Here is a 16,146-nt window from a genome sequence, read left to right on the forward strand (position 1 = left end):
TTTTCAGGCGCGGGCCGTTTAAACCCTATCGAACGCCGAAGAGGATGGTATGGCCAACTCACCGAACCTGAATGCCGCCGCGATTGCACTGAATCGCTTCGGTTTGGGCGCGCGGGCCGACGACACGCCGCCCGCCGACCCGAAGGGCTGGTTGCTCGCGCAACTGGAGCAGTACCAGCCGCGGCCTGCCGCGTGGGCGAGCCAGCCGAACTCGGTGGCGCTGTCCACCGAGTTGCTGCAGCAGCGCATGGAACTCAATCAGCAGAACCGTCAGAATGCGGGCGCCGAAGCGGCGCCGAATCAGCCTGCTAATCAGGCAAATGCACGGTTTGCGCCACAACCCGGCGTGCAAGCCGACGCGCGGCAGAACGCGCAAACGGCGGCGCAAACCAACGCGCAAAACCCGCCGCAAGACGCCGCGCAAGCTGCGAAGCAAGCCGAACGGAAAGCCATTCGCGGCGAAATAGTCGACTTGTATCGCTCGTCGGTGAATGCGCGGGTGGCGAGCGCGTTGACGACGCAGACGCCGTTCGTCGAGCGGCTGGTGCATTTCTGGGCCAATCACTTTGCGGTGTCCACCGAAAAGCCGGGCGTCGCCGCGCTGGCCGGTTCGTTCGAAGCCGAGGCGATTCGCCCGCACGTGCTCGGTCGTTTCGAGGACATGCTGGTCGCGGTCGAACGTCATCCGGCCATGCAGTTGTTTCTCGACCAGACGCGCTCGGTCGGGCCCGACAGTATGGCCGCGCTGCGCGCCGAGCAACGCAATCCGGAGCGCAAGCGCGGGCTCAACGAAAATCTCGCGCGCGAAATCATGGAGCTGCACACGCTCGGCGTGCGCAGCGGCTATAGCCAGGACGACGTCACCGAGTTCGCTCGCGCGTTGACCGGTTGGAGTCTCGCCGCGGGCAGCGGCAAGGGCGCTGGCGCCGGCAACGCGCGACGCTTCGGCGCGCAGCCGGAGGGGGCGCCCGGCACTTTCGTGTTCCGCGCCGCGCTGCACGAGCCGGGCTCGCGAACCATCATGGGCCGCCGCTACGACCAGCCCGGCGAGGAGCAGGCCCTCGCGATCCTGCACGACCTCGGCGCCGCACCGGCGACGGCGCAGCATATCGGCGGCAAGCTGGCGCGCCATTTCGTGGCCGACAATCCGCCGCCCGGCGTGAGCGAGCGGCTCGCCAGCGCATTCGAGCGCAGCGGGGGCGATCTGCCGACGGTGTATCGGGCGCTGATCGACAGTCATGAAGCGTGGTCGCCCACGGCCGTGAAGTTCAAGACGCCGTGGGAGTGGACCATTTCGTCGATGCGCGGGCTCGGCTGGCAGGACCTCGGCAAGCTGCAGACCGCACCCATCCTCACGCAGCTCGGTCAGCCGGTCTGGCGGCCGGGTTCGCCCGCCGGTTACGACGATATTGCCGCGAGTTGGGCCGCGCCGGATGCGCTGGTGCGCCGGGTCGAGATCGCGCAGCGTTTCGCCTCGCGCGTCGGCGACCGGCTCGATGCCCGCTCGCTCGGCCAGACCTTGACGGCCGGTTCGCTCAGCGAGCCGACCGCGACCGCGGTGGCGCGGGCCGAGAGCGCCTCGACCGCGATCGCGCTGTTGCTGGTGTCGCCGGATTTTCAACGGAGATGAATGCCATGTTGTCACGCCGCCAATTTCTGAATGTCGCCGCCGCGGGCGCGGGCGCGATGCTCGTGTCGCCGCGAATCGTATTCGCGAGTGTCGCGACCGATCGTCGTTTCGTGTTCGTGATCCAGCGCGGCGCGGCCGACGGCCTGAACATCGTCGTGCCGTACGCCGATCCCGCTTATGCGAGCCTGCGCGGCGCGCTGGCCATCGATACGTCGAGCGCGACGAAGCTCGACGGTACGTTCGCGTTGCATCCGGCGCTCGCGCAGACCGCGTCGATGTATGCGAGCCGCCAGGCGCTATTCGTGCACGCGGTGGCGTCGCCCTATCGCGACCGCTCGCATTTCGATGGCCAGAACGTGCTGGAGACCGGCGGCACCGCACCGTATCAGATGAAGGACGGCTGGCTGAACCGGCTCGTCGCGCAGTTGCCCGCCACGCGCGAAAACGCGATCGCCTTCGCGCCGACCGTGCCGATGGCGCTGCGCGGCACGGCGCAGGTGACGTCGTACGCGCCGTCCGCGTTGCCGCAAGCCCCCGACGATCTGCTCACCCGCGTCGCGCAACTGTACGACCAGGACGCGCAGTTGCGGCCATTGTGGGATTCGGCGATGGCGGCGCGCGGCCTCGCGGGCGACGCCGGCGCGCGTCAGGACCCGGCCAGCCTCGGCAAGCTCGCCGCGGGTTTTCTGTCGCGCGACGACGGCCCGCGCGTCGCGATGATCGAAACCGGCGGCTGGGACACGCACAGTGCGCAGAACCCGCGTCTCACCAATCAGCTGAAAGCGCTCGACACGATGCTCGCGTCGTTGCGCGACGGCATGGGGCCGTTGTGGAGCAAGACCACGGTGCTGGTGGCGACGGAGTTCGGACGGACCGCCGCCGCCAACGGCACGGGCGGCACGGACCACGGCACGGGGTCGGTGGCGATGGTGCTGGGCGGGTCGGTGGCGGGCGGGCGGGTCATCGCGGATTGGCCCGGTCTCGCGCCGCACGCGCTTTACGAAGCGCGCGACCTGAAACCGACCACGTCGCTGGATGCGGTGATTGCCGGCACGGCCGGCGAAAGTCTCGGGCTCGATCCGCAGCGCACGGCTAGCGCGTTGTTCGGATCGACGACGCGGCCGTTGACAGGGGTCGTGCGAGCGTAGAAGCAGTAGAAGTGTCGGTAAGCGTTGCGTATTTAAAGAACACTCAGGAGAGGAAAATGAAAATCACAGTGCTGGTTCGCGCCGTTTCGATTGCGGGTCTTTGTGCCGCCACGTTGTCTGCTTGCGTCGTGGAACCGGCCCGGCCGCCGCAACCCGCGCCGCTCGTCGAAGTCGTACCGGCCTCGCCCGCGCCGGGCTATCACTGGGTGAAGGGCCACTACCGCTGGGAAGGCAATCACTGGCAATGGGTGCCGGGACACTGGGTGGGTTGATCTCGCCGGTTCGGCGGCGTGACTGAAAAAAACCGCCGCTTCTCCAGCGGCTGCTCACGCCGCCACGCGATTGCGTCCGGCTTCCTTCGCACGATAAAGCGCCGCGTCGGCCTGCGCGAGCAGGGCTTCCGGCGCCGTCCGTTCGCTGTTCAGCGTGGTGGCGATTCCCACCGACACCGTCACCCGGCCGGCCGGCGTAAACGGCGCCGGCACGCCGCGCTGCACCACCGCCACGCGTAATCGCTCCGCCAGTTGGCTGGCCATCTGCGCGCTGCAATCCGGCAGCACCACGACGAACTCTTCCCCGCCATACCGCGCGATGAAATCGCCGCTGCGCCGCAGGCTCGCCTGCAGCACGCCGGCCACCGCCGTCAGCGTGTCGTCGCCATGGAGGTGACCCAGGGTGTCGTTGAAGCGTTTGAAGTGGTCGATGTCCACCATCATCAGCGAAAGTGGATACGCGGACGCTTGCGCGCGCGCGAGTGCTTCGGGATAGCGCTCGTCGAAGTAACGACGGTTATAGAGACCGGTCAGGCCGTCGCGCGCGGCGAATTCGCTGAGCCGCGCGTTGGCGGTGTGCAATTCGCGGTACAGGTGGCTGATTTCCCAGATCAGCACGCCGAGCACCGTGCTCGACGCCACCACCGAGGCGACGCGCGCGACGTACCAGCCGATGCTATAGCGGGAGTTCGCCGCCAGCGTCACGACGATATCGCCGAGACCGGCGAGCATCGCCACGCCGAGCCACAGATCGAGCAGGGTGCGCAAGCGGGTATAGGCGACCAGGCAGATCAGCGCCGCCGCGCTGAGGAGTGCGATGCCGATTCCCGAGGGGCTGTGCGGCAGTCTCGTATAGGTCTGTTCGCTGACCAGCGCCGGCAGCGCGTCCGCATGGCGGATCGCGACGTAGCAGAGCAGCATCGACAATAACAGCGGGCCGCCGAAGAGTACGCCGCCCATGCGTGCCACGGCCCCGGGCGCGACGAGCGGCGCCGGAAAGCGCCACCGCACCCACAGCGCGACGACCACCAGCAGCGGCGAACCGCCATGCCAGAACGCCCAGATCCAGACCGCGCTCTGCGGACTCGCACCCAGCAGGCCGGTAGCGGAAAACACGCCGGGAAACGCCAGCAACTGCACGGTGACGGTGCAGGCCGTGTACAGGTAAGCGCCTGCGAGTGCCGCCAGAAAGGCGGCCCGCGTGATCATGAATTGCGTCCACAGCAGATAGGTGGTGAGGCCTTCGGTCGCGATGACGGCCATCGTGAAGAGCGGCAGGAACGGCGCGACCGTCGTGGCGGACAGGCGCGCGACCGGCAGCACCGCCAGCACCGTGCCCAGAATCAATCCGGAAACCGCGAACGCAGCAAGACGGTGGCGGCGGTTGACCGCCAGGCTCATGATGCTGCTTTTCATGCGACGAATAGAGTGGGGTGAAAGGACTGCGAAAGGATCGGCGCGCTCAGGCCGGAGCGTCGTTTTTCATGCAAGCGCGCATTTTATCGGCTGATCGCGAGTTGGTCATGAAGAAATATCCGCTGTGACCTCGGCGCTGGTATGAAGATTGACGCGGAACTGCAGTGGTTTTATGCGAAATCGAAGCGAATGGCGTGTCCGCGCAGAAGCTAGGATCGCTAAGTTTTCTTCGGTCGTCGGCGATTCGATCCGCCGATCGACTTTCCCTCAACGCCGTCCGCCCGCTAGCCGGCGTGCGTCCGGCAACCCACGCAGACGCAGCATCGCGACGCAGCCGAGCGCCGGGCCGATTGCGAGCATGCCGAAGGCGCCGCGCCAGCCGGCCAGCGCGACCACGTCCGGCACCAGGTGGATGCTGACCAGCGTCAGCAGAAATCCCGCGCAGGTCTGCGCGGTCAGCAGCGTGCCGATCGACGCCGGTTCCGCCAGCTCCGCGATGCTCGCCGAGAACTGCGCCGAATCGGCGATCACCGACACGCCCCAGCACAGCGCGACCGTCGCGATCAACCAGACCGGCGCGCCGGGCAGCCAGCCCATCAGCGCGGCGCAGGCGCCGCTGATGGCCATGGCGCCGACCGTCAGCGTGGTGCGGCCGAGGCGGTCCGCCAGCACGCCGCCGAGCCATGCGCCGAGCGCGCCGGCGGCGACCGCGCCGAAGGTCAGCCATTCGGCGGCGACGCGCGGCTGCGCCAGGCCGGCCGCCGCGAAGCTCATCTGTAGAAAGACCGCGAGCCACGCCCACATCGCGTAGAGCTCCCACATGTGGCCGAGATAGCCCAGATTCGCGAGGCGCAGCGCCGGGTTGCGCCATGCGGCGGCGAGCGCTGTCCAGTCGATGCGCACCGCGCGCGCCATGCCGGGCCCGACGCCGCATAGCAGGATCGCGACGCCGGCCAGCAACGCGCAGCCCGCCGAGATGCCGTAGATCGCGCGCCAGTTCGAGCCGCCGAGCGCCGCCAGCAGATGCGGGCTAGCCGAGCCGAAGGTGAGGGCGCCGACCAGCAGACCGATCAGCAGGCCGAGATCGCCCTTGGCCCAGGTGGCCGCGAGCCGCATGCCGACCGGATAGACACCCGCCATGCAGATGCCGGTGATGAAGCGCAGCAGGATGGCGGGCGGACCGGCCGGCGCCATGAACGCGAGCGACGCCGTGACCGCGCCCGCCGTCAGCGCGCTGGCCATGAAGAGGCGACGCGGATCGAAGCGGTCGGCGAGCGACAGCAGCGCGCTCGTCACCGTGCCCACAACGAAACCCGCCTGCACCGCGCTGGTCAGCAAGGTGGCTTGCAAGGCGGAGAGTCCCTGCGCCTGTTTGACGATCGCCACGACCGCCGACGACGAAAACCACACGCTCATCGCGCCGACCTGGCAGAGCAGCAGGATGACCAGCGAACGCGTTTTTCCCGCCATCGCGGCGAGCGGCGGGGCTGGGTTTGCCTGGGCGTTTTTCATGCGAATGACGGGCCGGGTGGCGTGATCTTGATCAGGGTGTCGGGGCGGTTTCGCGCTGCTTGGTTCATGCCGCCGATTCAGCATTTCAGCATTCAGCGGTATGCGCCGCATGAACGGAGCGCGCGCCGACCCGATGGTAGCGGCGGCCGTAGTAGATCAGCGCATCGCCCGCCCCTTGCGTCCGCACGCCCTTCACCGCGCAAAAGAATACGGTGTGCGTACCGATCTCCGTCACCGATTCGACCTCGCAGTCCAGCGACGCGAGCGCGCCATCCAGCGCCGGCGCGCCGGTCGTCAGCGGGTGCCATTTTGCGGCGGCGAAGCGTGCCTCGACCGGCAGCGCGCTGCTGGCGAAATGCGCCGCAAGCGCCTGCTGTTCGGCGCTCAGCACGTTGACGCACAGCTTGCCGTTGGCGCGAAACGCCGCGTTATTGCGGCTGCTGCGATTGATGCAGACCAGTAGCGTGGGCGGCTCGTCCGTCACGCCGCACACCGCCGACGCGGTACAGCCGGCGCGACCGGCGGCGCCGTCGCTGGTGACGATATTGACGGCGGCGCCGAGGCCGGCCATCGCATCGCGGAAGCTGAGCTTGTCAAGCATGAGCGTCTCCATCGGCGGGCGGTTGCCCGGCCGCGCAGGCCGGCGAGCGAAAGCGTGCGCCGGTGTGCGTGGCGGCCAAACGCGCGTGACCGAACAGCTTCTCACGCAACGTGCCGTCGCGATACGCGCGCTTATACGCCCCTCGCTCCTGCAATACCGGCACGACCAGTTCGATGAAATCCTCGAAGCATTCCGGCGCGACCGTGCGCGACAGGTTGAAGCCATCCACGCCGGTTTGCTCGGTCCACGCGGTCAGTTCATCCGCGATCCGTTCGGCCGAGCCGACCAGCGGCGCCTGGCGGCTGCCTAATACCATCTGTTCGAGCAGTTTGCGTTTGGTCCATTGCGGCCCGGCGGCGCGCGTCATCGCCTCGACGTTCGAGACGATCGCCTGGCTCTTGCCGGTTTCGATCGGTTCGTCGAGGTCGTAGCGCGCGAAGTCGATGCCGAGCGACGCCGCCGCATGCACGAGTGCCGCTTCGGAACTGACGTAACGCTGATACTCCGCGTACTTGTCCTGCGCGTCGCGGTCCGTGCGGCCCGTGATGATGGTCTGGCCGAGCAGCACTTTGATATGGTCCGCGCGACGACCGGCGGCCACGGCATGCGCGCGAATGTCGTCGACGATCGCCTTGACCGCGGGCTTCGCCTGACCGTTGACGAACACGCATTCCGCGTGCGCCGCGGCAAACTGCTTGCCGCGCGTGGAGGAGCCCGCCTGATACAGCACTGGCGTGCGCTGCGGCGACGGTTCGCTCAGATGCATCGCGTCCACCCGATACTGCTTGCCGTGATGATGGATCACATGCACTTTCGAGGCGTCCGCATAAATGCGTTGCTCCCGGTCGCGCAGCACCGCGTCGTCTTCCCAACTGCATTCCCACAGTTTGTAGACCAGTTCCATATATTCGTCAGCGAGGTCATAGCGGTCGTCGTGCGCCATCTGGCCGGTGAGGCCGATCGCGCGCGACGCGCTGTCCAGATAGCCGGTGACGATGTTCCAGCCGACCCGGCCGCGTGTCAGATGATCGAGCGTCGACATGCGGCGCGCGAACAGATACGGCTGTTCGACCGAGAGATTCGAGGTGACGCCGAACGACAGATGCTGCGTGACCGCCGCCATGGCCGGAATCAGCAGCGTCGGATCGTTGACCGGCACCTGCACCGCGCCGCGAATCGCGGCGTCGGGATTGCCGCCGTAGACGTCGTAGACGCCCGCCACGTCCGCGAAGAAGATGCCGTCGAACAGACCGGCTTCCAGCGTGCGGGCATAGTCGGTCCAGTACTGCAGGTCGCGGTAGCGGCTGGACTGATCGCGCGGATGCGTCCACAGGCCTTGCTGGATGTGACCGACGCAGTTCATGTCGAATGCGTTGAGTACGATTTCCTTCGGCATGGCGTTTTCCGTTCAGGGGAATCGGGGTGTTGGCGGTAGCGGCGTTTCGTTTAATATAGTGGACGAAAAATCACTATGCAAGACAATGATTCCGGGCTTTAATTGTGGCCACTGCGCGATCCCAACGTGTGGCCGATGCGGCGCTTCAAGCCCACGCGCCGATGCTGCAAACCACGTCGATATAATTTGCCGATGCTCACTTTGACGAACTCTGCGCTGCCATGTCCGAATCCGTTGCTGTCGATCTGACCCAGGCGATCTCGTCGCGCGTGAAGACCGAGCGCGAGGCGCGTCACTGGTCGTTGAGCGAACTGGCGGAACGCTCCGGTGTCTCGAAGGCGATGATCAGCAAGATCGAGCGCGGCGAGGCGAGTCCCACCGCGACGGTGCTCGGGCGTCTGTCGGGCGCTTTCGGGTTGACCTTGTCGACCTTGCTGGTGCTCGCCGAGCAGACCGGCGAGCGACTCGCGCGGCGCGCGCAGCAGGCGGTCTGGCAAGACCCGGAGACGGGCTATATCCGGCGGCGCATTTCGCCACCCACCGGCGGCGTGCTCGAATTACTGGAGATCGAATTGCCCGTGGGCGTGAAAGTCCCGTATCCGTCCGATGCGTTCGTGTTTCAGCATCAGCAGATCTGGGTCACGCAAGGCGTGTTGACGTTTCGGGAAGGCCGGCAGCTTTACCAGCTCGAAGCGGGGGATTGTCTGCAACTCGGCGCGCCGGCCGACTGCGAGTTCTTCAATGCGGGCGACGAGGCGTGCCGCTACCTCGTCGGCCTGGTTCGACGTTAAGTACGTCGCTGAGTACTTCGAAGCGCGCCCGGGCGTTTAACCGCCGCCACCGCCTTGCGTGCCGATGGTGATCTTGTTGTTCACCGACTTCACGCCGGCCACACCCTTCGCGACTTCTTCCGCTTGCGGAATTTGCGCGCCGTCAGGCACCGAGCCAGTCAACGTTACCGCACCGCCACGAGCCCGGACAAACACGTTCGACACGTCGAAGCCTTGGGCTTTCGCCAATGCCTTGCGCACTTGCAGGCCCAGCGCGCGGTCCGTCTTCTTCACGGATTTCGCACTCGGTGCTGCCATGGCCATGTCGCCGGACGCCATCGCATCGCTCGCCTGGGCGTAGGCGCTGGACGCCGTCGCCACACACAATGCAATGCCGAGCGCCTTCAAAAGATTGACTGTTTTCACGTTTTCTCCATCCTCGAAAAGTTGATGTCGCTTCGTTGCATGCAAAAAACCACGCGCTTGCGAGCACTTTTCCGCCCACGAGGAGCACCCTGTCTTGTAGAAGAGTGAGGCTGCGGCGCTCCCGGCGCGCTTAAACAATACTCCAGCCGACGCGCTCATGCTGGAAAAACTGGCTTCGATTTAGCGTGTCTCGATGCGTGCGCGTCGATGCTTTCGACGCGCCAGGGTGGCCGTCCGGAGCGCGCAATGTTTCGGACTATAATTCCGCGACCCGGATCGCCGCCGATCCTCGGGCGCGGTGTGTCCTTCAAATAAGCCGTTTCGCGGGAGCGCGTTTCGTTTTGAGCAAAACCCATCACAGCCCGGCCGATCGTCCCGCCGACAGTCCCAATGCCGCCGATCCGGCGCACGCATCGAAGGCTTCCTCCGGCGCTCCTGCGCTGCTCGCGAGCCGCACCGCGCACGAAGCGCATAAAGACGACCGGCACTTCGTCACGGCACTCGCGCGCGGACTCGAAGTCCTCGCGTGTTTTCGTTCGGGCGACAAGTCGCTGAGCAATCAGGAGCTGGCGCTGCGTTGCCGGCTGCCGAAATCCACGGTCTCGCGCCTGACCCATACGCTCACGTTGCTCGGGTATCTGATTCATCTGAAAGAGAGCGGCAAATACCGGCTCGGTACGGCCTCGCTGGCATTGGGCAGCGCGATGCTGGCGCGCCTCGACGTGCGCAAGATCGCGAGGCCGGTCATGCAGGAACTGGCCGACATCTCCGGCGCGACAGTGTCGTTGGGCACGCGCGACCGGCTCTCGATGATCTACGTGGAGAACTGCCGCGGCTCGGTTGCACTCACGTTGACACTCGAAGTCGGCTCGCGCATTCCGGTGGCGACCTCCGCGATTGGGCGTGCATGGCTTGCGGCGATTCCCGAGCATGATCGTCTCAGCTTCATGGAACAGGTGCGCGAACTCGATCATGTTGCCTGGCCCAAAACCCGCCGCGGCATCGAGAAGGCGCTCGACGATTACAGCGCGCTCGGCGTGACGACTTCGTTCGGCGACTGGCAGAAAGACGTGAACGGCATTGCGCGCGCATTCCAGCCCGGCGGCGAGCTGCCCATCATGGCGATCAACGTGGGCGGCCCGTCGTTCAAACTCTCGCAAGCGTTTCTGCTCGAAGAAGTGCGGCCGCGCCTGATCGACGTGGTGACGCAACTGGAAACCTCGCTGTCGCATTGAGCGGCAGGGCTGCGAACGAACCCACTCCATCAAAACCACCGCGGCGCCATGCCAAGCGTGGTGTCGTCCAGAGCGCGCAGCGTGGTGAGCATCAGCGAGACACGCGGCAATTCCCACCGGAAGAACCATTGGCACGCATGCAGCTTGCCGCGATAGAAGTCCATGTCGGCCGTGTTGCTCACCTTCGGTAGCGCGGCGCTCGCAACCACTGCCTGCCGCAACCACATCCACGCCATCACGATATGACCGAATGCTTCGAGAAAAGCATTCGCATTGGCGAGCGCGCGTTCGCTTTCGTGGGCGAGCGTGGGCAATAACGCCGCCACCGTTTCCGTCAATTCGCGCCAGGCGTGGCTCAACGCGTCCGCATGCGCTTGCAGCGGCGCATGAGCCTGCGCGGCCTCCACGGTGCGTTGAATCTCGCGTTCCAGTTGCCTGAGCGCGGCGCCCTGTTTCATCACCACTTTGCGGCCCAGCAGATCGATGGCCTGAATGCCGTGGGTGCCTTCGTGAATCAGGTTCAGACGGTTGTCGCGATAGAACTGCTCGACCGGATATTCACGCGTATATCCGTAGCCGCCGTGAATCTGGATCGCGAGGCTGTTCGCTTCGAGACACCATTGAGACGGCCAGGATTTCACCACCGGCGTCAGCAGATCGAGCAGCAGGCCCGCTTCGGCGCGCGCGGCGTCGCTCTCGCCGGTGTTCTGTTCGTCGACCAGACGCGCCGCGTACAGGCACAACGCATAGCCGCCCTCCACATAGGCTTTTTGCGCCAGCAGCATGCGGCGCACGTCCGCATGTTCGATCAGCGGCAGTTGCGGATCGAGCGGGTTCTTGTTGTCCGGGCGGCGTCCTTGCGGCCGTTCGCGCGCGTAGTCGAGCGACGCCAGATAGCCGCGGTAGCCGAGCATCACCGCGCCAAGACCGACGCCGATACGCGCCTCGTTCATCATGTGGAACATGCAGGCGAGACCCTGATGCGGTTCGCCCACCAGTTCGCCGATGCACTCGCCATGCTCACCGAACGACAGCATGGTCGAGGTCGTGCCGCGCCATCCCATCTTGTGAATCAACCCTGCCAGCGCGACGTCGTTGCGCGCGCCGCGGCTGCCGTCTTCATTGACGTGGTACTTCGGCACCGTGAAGAGCGAAATGCCCTTGACGCCCGGCGGCCCGCCGGGAATCCGCGCGAGCACGAGGTGCACGATGTTCTCGCTCAACTCGTGGTCGCCGCCTGAAATGAAGATCTTGTTGCCGCGAATCGAATAAGTGCCGTCCGCGTTGAGCGTGGCACTGGTGACGAGATCGGACAGGCTCGAACCGGCTTGCGGTTCGGTGAGCGCCATGGTGCCGAATGCGCGGCCTTCGAATAACGCCTGCAAGTACTTGCGCTTTTGCGCCGCGCTGCCGAAACGCTCGATGACGTTCGCATTCGCCGTGGTCAGCATTGCGTAAGACGAGGTGGCAATGTTGGCGCTCTTGAAGAGCGACAGACAGGCAAATGAAATCACCGACGGCAATTGCATGCCGCCCCATTCGTAGTCTTTGCCCGCAGCGAGAAAACCGGTGGCGCGCAATGCGTCCAGCGCCTCTTTCACTTCGGCCGGCAGGGTGACCCGCTCACCGTCGAATTGCGGTTCGTGTTCGTCGGACAACCGGTTGTGCGTGGCGAACTTTTCGGCGGCGACCGCGTGCGCGGTATCGAGCGCGGCGTTGAAGGTTTCGCGACTGTGGTCCGCGTGCCGCGCGCGGCGTGTGAGCGTCTCGGCCTCGAGCACCTCGAACAACTGGAACTCCAGATCTCGCGAGTTGATGATCAGCGCATCTTGCATGAGAGAAGACCTGTTCGGAGATAAGCCGCTATGCAGAACAGCTAGACATGGTGGGCGAAAAACACGTCGCCATGTCGTTGCACAGCGCGATGGAAAAGCGCGGTATTCGGGTAAGTCCCGATCATCCGCCGATCAACGATCGCATGCCAGTCTATAGTAAAAGTGAATGGGCGTGCTTTTATTTACAGGCCGAATTTCGGCACGTATGATGGTCGAAAAACTGGAATACCAATCTGCATTGCAGAACAAATGGAGGAGCATAGGATGTCTGTGAAAGACCTGTTTCAACTGGACGGCAAGGTTGCGTTGATCACCGGCGGCTCACGCGGACTCGGCTTGCAAATGGCCGAAGCGCTCGGCGAAATGGGCTGCCGTGTGGCCATCACCGCGCGCAAGGCGGATGAGTTGGTGCAAGCGCAAACCCATCTGCAGAGCCGCGGTATCGAGGTGCAAACGGTCGTCAACGATCTGCAGCGTTTCGAGGGTATTCCGGGGCTGGTCGATGAAGTACTGGGCGTGCATGGCCGCATCGATATTCTGGTGAACAACGCGGGCGCGACGTGGGGCGCACCCGCCGAAGATTATCCCGACGAAGCGTGGCACAAGGTGATGAACCTGAACGTCAACGCGCCGTTTTTTCTCGCGCGTGAAGTGGGTAAGCGCAGCATGATTCCGCGGCGCGCGGGCAAGGTCGTCAACATTGCTTCGGTGGCCGGCCTGAAGGGTTCGCCGCCCGGCATGAATACGATTGCGTACAACACGTCGAAGGCCGCGGCCATCAATTTCACGCGGGCGCTCGCGGCCGAATGGGGCAAGTACAACATCAACGTCAACGCAATCTGCCCGGGGTTTTTCCCGTCGAAGATGTCGGCGGGATTGCTCGATCAACTCGAGGACACCATCGTCTCGCGCACGCCGTTGCAGCGCCTGGGCGGCGACGACGATCTCAAGGGGCCGATTGTGTTTCTCGCGAGCGAAGCGTCGCGTCATATCACCGGCCAGTATTTCGCGGTGGATGGTGGGTCGATCATCGTGTAAGCGGCGGGTTCGATGCGCAACGTGGTCAATCTTGCATGGGACCGGCGTCAGCGCCTGACGCGTTGAATCCGGTCGACAGGAGACGTCATGAATCAACTTCATCATCCGCATTGGCCGCCGCAAGTGCCGTTGCATCTGACGCTGCCGGAAACCAATCTGTTCTATAACGCCGAGGTCTCGGCGGCGCGCTTTCCCGACAAGCCGTTCATCGTTTTCTACGACACACCCATCACGTTCGCCGAATTCAAGGACGAGGCCGAACGGGTCGCGGGTTTTCTGCAGCATGAGTGCCACGTCGAGGCCGGCGACCGGGTGTTGCTGTATATGCAGAACAGTCCGCAATGGATCGTCGCGTATTACGGTATTCTGCGGGCGAATGCCGTCGTGGTGCCGGTCAACCCGATGAACCTGAGCGCCGAGCTGGCGCATTATGTCGAAGATAGCGGGGCGACCACGATCATCGTGCCGCAGTGTCTGTTCCCGAATGTCGAGCCACTGATCGGCAACGGGCCGGGGCAGGGGATCGAGCACGCCATCGTCGCTACTTATAGCGATTATCTGAAGCGGCCTTCGCCGATTGCCGTGCCGGAATTCGTCGCGGCGCCGCGCAAGACATTCGCTATTCCCGCTGTCACGCCGTGGCAGGACGTACTCGATCGGCGCCTTGCGCCCGGACCGCTCACGAGCCGCGCCGACGACCTGTGCGTGATGCCGTACACGTCCGGCACGACCGGTAAACCGAAAGGCTGCATGCACACGCATCGCAGCGTGATGAGTACCTTGCTGGGCGGCTGCGTGTGGTTTGCGGCGCCTTCGGATGGGGTTTATCTCTCCGTGTTGCCGCTGTTTCACGTCACCGGCATGCAGGGCGGCATGAACGCCGCCGTTTATTCCGGCGCGACCATCGTGCTGATGCCGCGCTGGGATCGCGAAACCGCCGCGCAATGCATGCAACGCTATCGCGTGACCGCGTGGCAGTCGATCTCCACGATGATGGTGGACTTTCTGTCGAACCCGAAACTCGGCGACTACGACCTGTCGAGCCTGAGCGGCGCGCGCGGCGGCGGCGCGGCCATGCCCGACGCGATCGCCAGGAAGCTCAAGGCGCTGACCGGGCTCGATTACGTCGAAGGCTACGGCATGACCGAAACGATTGCGGGCACGCACATCAATCCGCCGCATCGTCCGAAAGCGCAGTGCCTCGGCATTCCCGTGTTCGACGTGGATTCACGCGTGATCGATCCGGCCTCGTTGCAGGAATTGCCGCAAGGCGAGACCGGCGAGATCGTGGTGAACGCGCCGCAAGTGATGCAAGGCTATTGGCGCAATCCGAAGGCGACGGAAGAAGCGTTCGTCGAACTCGACGGTAAGCGCTTTCTACGCACCGGCGACCTGGGTCATATCGACGAAGACGGTTACTTCTTCATGACCGACCGTCTGAAGCGGATGATCAACGCGTCCGGCTACAAGGTGTGGCCGGCCGAAGTGGAGGCGTTGATGTACCGGCATCCGGCGATTCACGAGGTCTGCGTGATCGGCGTGAAAGACGAGAAGCGCGGTGAGACGGTGAAGGCGCTGGTAGTTCCCGACGAAGCGCATGCCGGCACGATCACCGGGCAGGAGATTATCGACTGGGCGCATGAGCAGATGGCGCCCTACAAGGCGCCGCGTATCGTCGAGTTCGTGACGTCGTTGCCGAAATCCGGCAGCGGCAAGATTCTGTGGCGCAAGTTGCAGGAGGAAGACGCGGCGCGCACGGCGGCGCGTGGCGGCAGCGGCAATGGGAACGGTAACGGCAATTGAGTCGCACCGCAATGACCTGACTCGTCGACATAGCCGAACCCATACGCGCGAGCCAGCGTGGCTTGAATCAGTGCATATGCAGTCAATCGGATGGTTCTGCCTTGCAGAGCTATCACCGGACGTATGTAAAAGCTGTTCACGGCGACTTGCGCGCCCCGAGCGTCTCGACCAGCATGTCGACGAACGCCTTGACGCGCGCCGTCATCTGCAACTGCTGCGGGTACACCGCGTAGATATCCGCGCCGGGCGTGCGGTAGTCGGGCAGCACGTGAACGAGCCGGCCGTCGGCGAGATAGTCGGCGATATCCCACTCCGCGCGCATCAGAATGCCCTGGCCGTCGAGTGCCCACTTCACGGCGATTTCGCCGTCGTTGGTGGTGAGGTTGCCGCGCACGCGCACCGTTTCGGTTTTCTCCGTGGCGCCGCGTCCGCTGGTGAGCCGCCACAGACCGTAGCCGTCGTCGCCCTGACGGATACCGATGCAGTTGTGCTGCGCCAATTCGGCCGGGCTGCGCGGCGCGCGCCGCTCCGCCAGATACGCGGGCGATGCGCACAGCAGGCGGCGATTGCGCGCCACCTTGCGGGCGATCACGCGCGCGTCGGGCGGTTCGCCGAAACGCACGCACACGTCGAACGCGTCTTCGCTGATGGGCGGCGGGTCGACCGAGAGTTGCAGTTGCACGTCCACTTGCGGAAAGCGCCGCACGAAACGGGAGATCAGCGGCGCCACATGGCTGCGGCCGAAACCGAGCGTCGCATTGACGCGCAGCAACCCTTTCGGCGCCGTCTGCGAGCCGCCGAGCAACTGCGCGAGATCGTCCATTTCGCTGAGGATGCGGCGCGCGCGGGTCAGGTACAGCTCGCCTTCGGGCGTGAGGCTCATGCGCCGCGTGGTGCGGTTCACCAGCGCGACGCCCGCGCGCGTTTCCATCTGCGCCAGATGCTTGCTGACGGCCGCCGTACTCAGGCCGAGTTCGCGCGCCGCCGCGGTCAGGCTGCCGCTGGCGGCCAGCGTGGAAAAGAAGGCGAGGTCGTCCGGTTGTATCGAGGCGGTCATGCGCAGC

Annotated in this window: 14 protein-coding genes; 7 read left to right on the plus strand and 7 right to left on the minus strand. The window is 65.1% G+C overall.

All coding sequences use genetic code 11. The annotated features are described in order from the left end of the window. Positions 1-49 precede the first annotated feature (49 nt). From BX591_RS24585 to BX591_RS24595, 3 genes are all read left to right on the plus strand, one after another. Entirely contained in the window at positions 50-1,630 is a 1,581-nt protein-coding gene (locus BX591_RS24585; protein ID WP_111933903.1) for a DUF1800 domain-containing protein, read from the plus strand. A 5-nt stretch (positions 1,631-1,635) separates the two neighbouring features. Continuing rightward, complete coding sequence (locus BX591_RS24590) at positions 1,636-2,778, plus strand: DUF1501 domain-containing protein (protein WP_111933993.1); 1,143 nt, start codon at positions 1,636-1,638, stop codon at positions 2,776-2,778. Positions 2,779-2,846: 68 nt separating this feature from the next. Continuing rightward, positions 2,847-3,050, plus strand: a complete 204-nt coding sequence (locus BX591_RS24595) for a YXWGXW repeat-containing protein (RefSeq protein WP_167444608.1) — start codon at positions 2,847-2,849, stop codon at positions 3,048-3,050. Between the two features lie 54 nt (positions 3,051-3,104). Here the strand turns inward: BX591_RS24595 and BX591_RS24600 are convergent, their stop codons facing one another. The 4 genes from BX591_RS24600 to BX591_RS24615 form a co-directional block, all read right to left on the minus strand. Then, the gene (locus tag BX591_RS24600) at positions 3,105-4,466 is read right to left on the minus strand and encodes a sensor domain-containing diguanylate cyclase (protein ID WP_111933905.1); all 1,362 of its coding nucleotides are present in this window, start codon (positions 4,464-4,466) and stop codon (positions 3,105-3,107) included. 267 nt (positions 4,467-4,733) lie between these two features. Then, positions 4,734-5,978, minus strand: a complete 1,245-nt coding sequence (locus BX591_RS24605) for an MFS transporter (RefSeq protein ID WP_208459642.1) — start codon at positions 5,976-5,978, stop codon at positions 4,734-4,736. Between the two features lie 85 nt (positions 5,979-6,063). After that, positions 6,064-6,579, minus strand: coding sequence for a flavin reductase (locus BX591_RS24610; RefSeq protein ID WP_111933907.1), 516 nt, complete (start codon positions 6,577-6,579; stop codon positions 6,064-6,066). Beyond that, positions 6,572-7,975 carry an LLM class flavin-dependent oxidoreductase gene (locus BX591_RS24615; RefSeq protein ID WP_111933908.1) on the minus strand — a complete coding sequence of 468 codons (1,404 nt, stop codon included), beginning with the start codon at positions 7,973-7,975 and terminating at the stop codon, positions 6,572-6,574. Before BX591_RS24615 ends, BX591_RS24610 begins: the two co-directional genes overlap by 8 nt. Before the next feature lie 221 nt (positions 7,976-8,196). Here BX591_RS24615 and BX591_RS24620 point away from each other — a divergent pair, with 221 nt between their 5' ends. Further along, positions 8,197-8,766, plus strand: a complete 570-nt coding sequence (locus tag BX591_RS24620) for a helix-turn-helix domain-containing protein (RefSeq protein WP_111933909.1) — start codon at positions 8,197-8,199, stop codon at positions 8,764-8,766. A gap of 36 nt (positions 8,767-8,802) precedes the next feature. Here BX591_RS24620 and BX591_RS24625 read toward each other — a convergent pair whose 3' ends face one another. After that, complete coding sequence (locus BX591_RS24625; protein ID WP_111933910.1) at positions 8,803-9,171, minus strand: BON domain-containing protein; 369 nt, start codon at positions 9,169-9,171, stop codon at positions 8,803-8,805. 440 nt (positions 9,172-9,611) lie between these two features. On the opposite strand from BX591_RS24625, the gene BX591_RS24630 reads away from it, so the two are divergent. Then, positions 9,612-10,406, plus strand: coding sequence for an IclR family transcriptional regulator (locus BX591_RS24630; RefSeq protein WP_111933995.1), 795 nt, complete (start codon positions 9,612-9,614; stop codon positions 10,404-10,406). A gap of 29 nt (positions 10,407-10,435) precedes the next feature. Here the strand turns inward: BX591_RS24630 and BX591_RS24635 are convergent, their stop codons facing one another. Then, the gene (locus tag BX591_RS24635) at positions 10,436-12,241 is read right to left on the minus strand and encodes an acyl-CoA dehydrogenase (protein WP_111933911.1); all 1,806 of its coding nucleotides are present in this window, start codon (positions 12,239-12,241) and stop codon (positions 10,436-10,438) included. Between the two features lie 264 nt (positions 12,242-12,505). Between BX591_RS24635 and BX591_RS24640 the strand changes: the two genes are divergently transcribed. Further along, the gene (locus tag BX591_RS24640) at positions 12,506-13,279 is read left to right on the plus strand and encodes an SDR family oxidoreductase (protein ID WP_111933912.1); all 774 of its coding nucleotides are present in this window, start codon (positions 12,506-12,508) and stop codon (positions 13,277-13,279) included. A gap of 87 nt (positions 13,280-13,366) precedes the next feature. Continuing rightward, a complete protein-coding gene (locus BX591_RS24645; protein ID WP_111933913.1) occupies positions 13,367-15,082 on the plus strand; it encodes a long-chain fatty acid--CoA ligase in 1,716 nt (571 codons plus the stop codon). Between the two features lie 136 nt (positions 15,083-15,218). Here BX591_RS24645 and BX591_RS24650 read toward each other — a convergent pair whose 3' ends face one another. After that, positions 15,219-16,139: a LysR substrate-binding domain-containing protein gene (locus BX591_RS24650; RefSeq protein ID WP_111933914.1), complete on the minus strand. Its 921-nt coding sequence runs from the start codon at positions 16,137-16,139 to the stop codon at positions 15,219-15,221. Positions 16,140-16,146: the final 7 nt, after the last annotated feature.

It is taken from the genome of Paraburkholderia bryophila, assembly GCF_003269035.1.
Lineage (GTDB): Bacteria > Pseudomonadota > Gammaproteobacteria > Burkholderiales > Burkholderiaceae > Paraburkholderia > Paraburkholderia bryophila.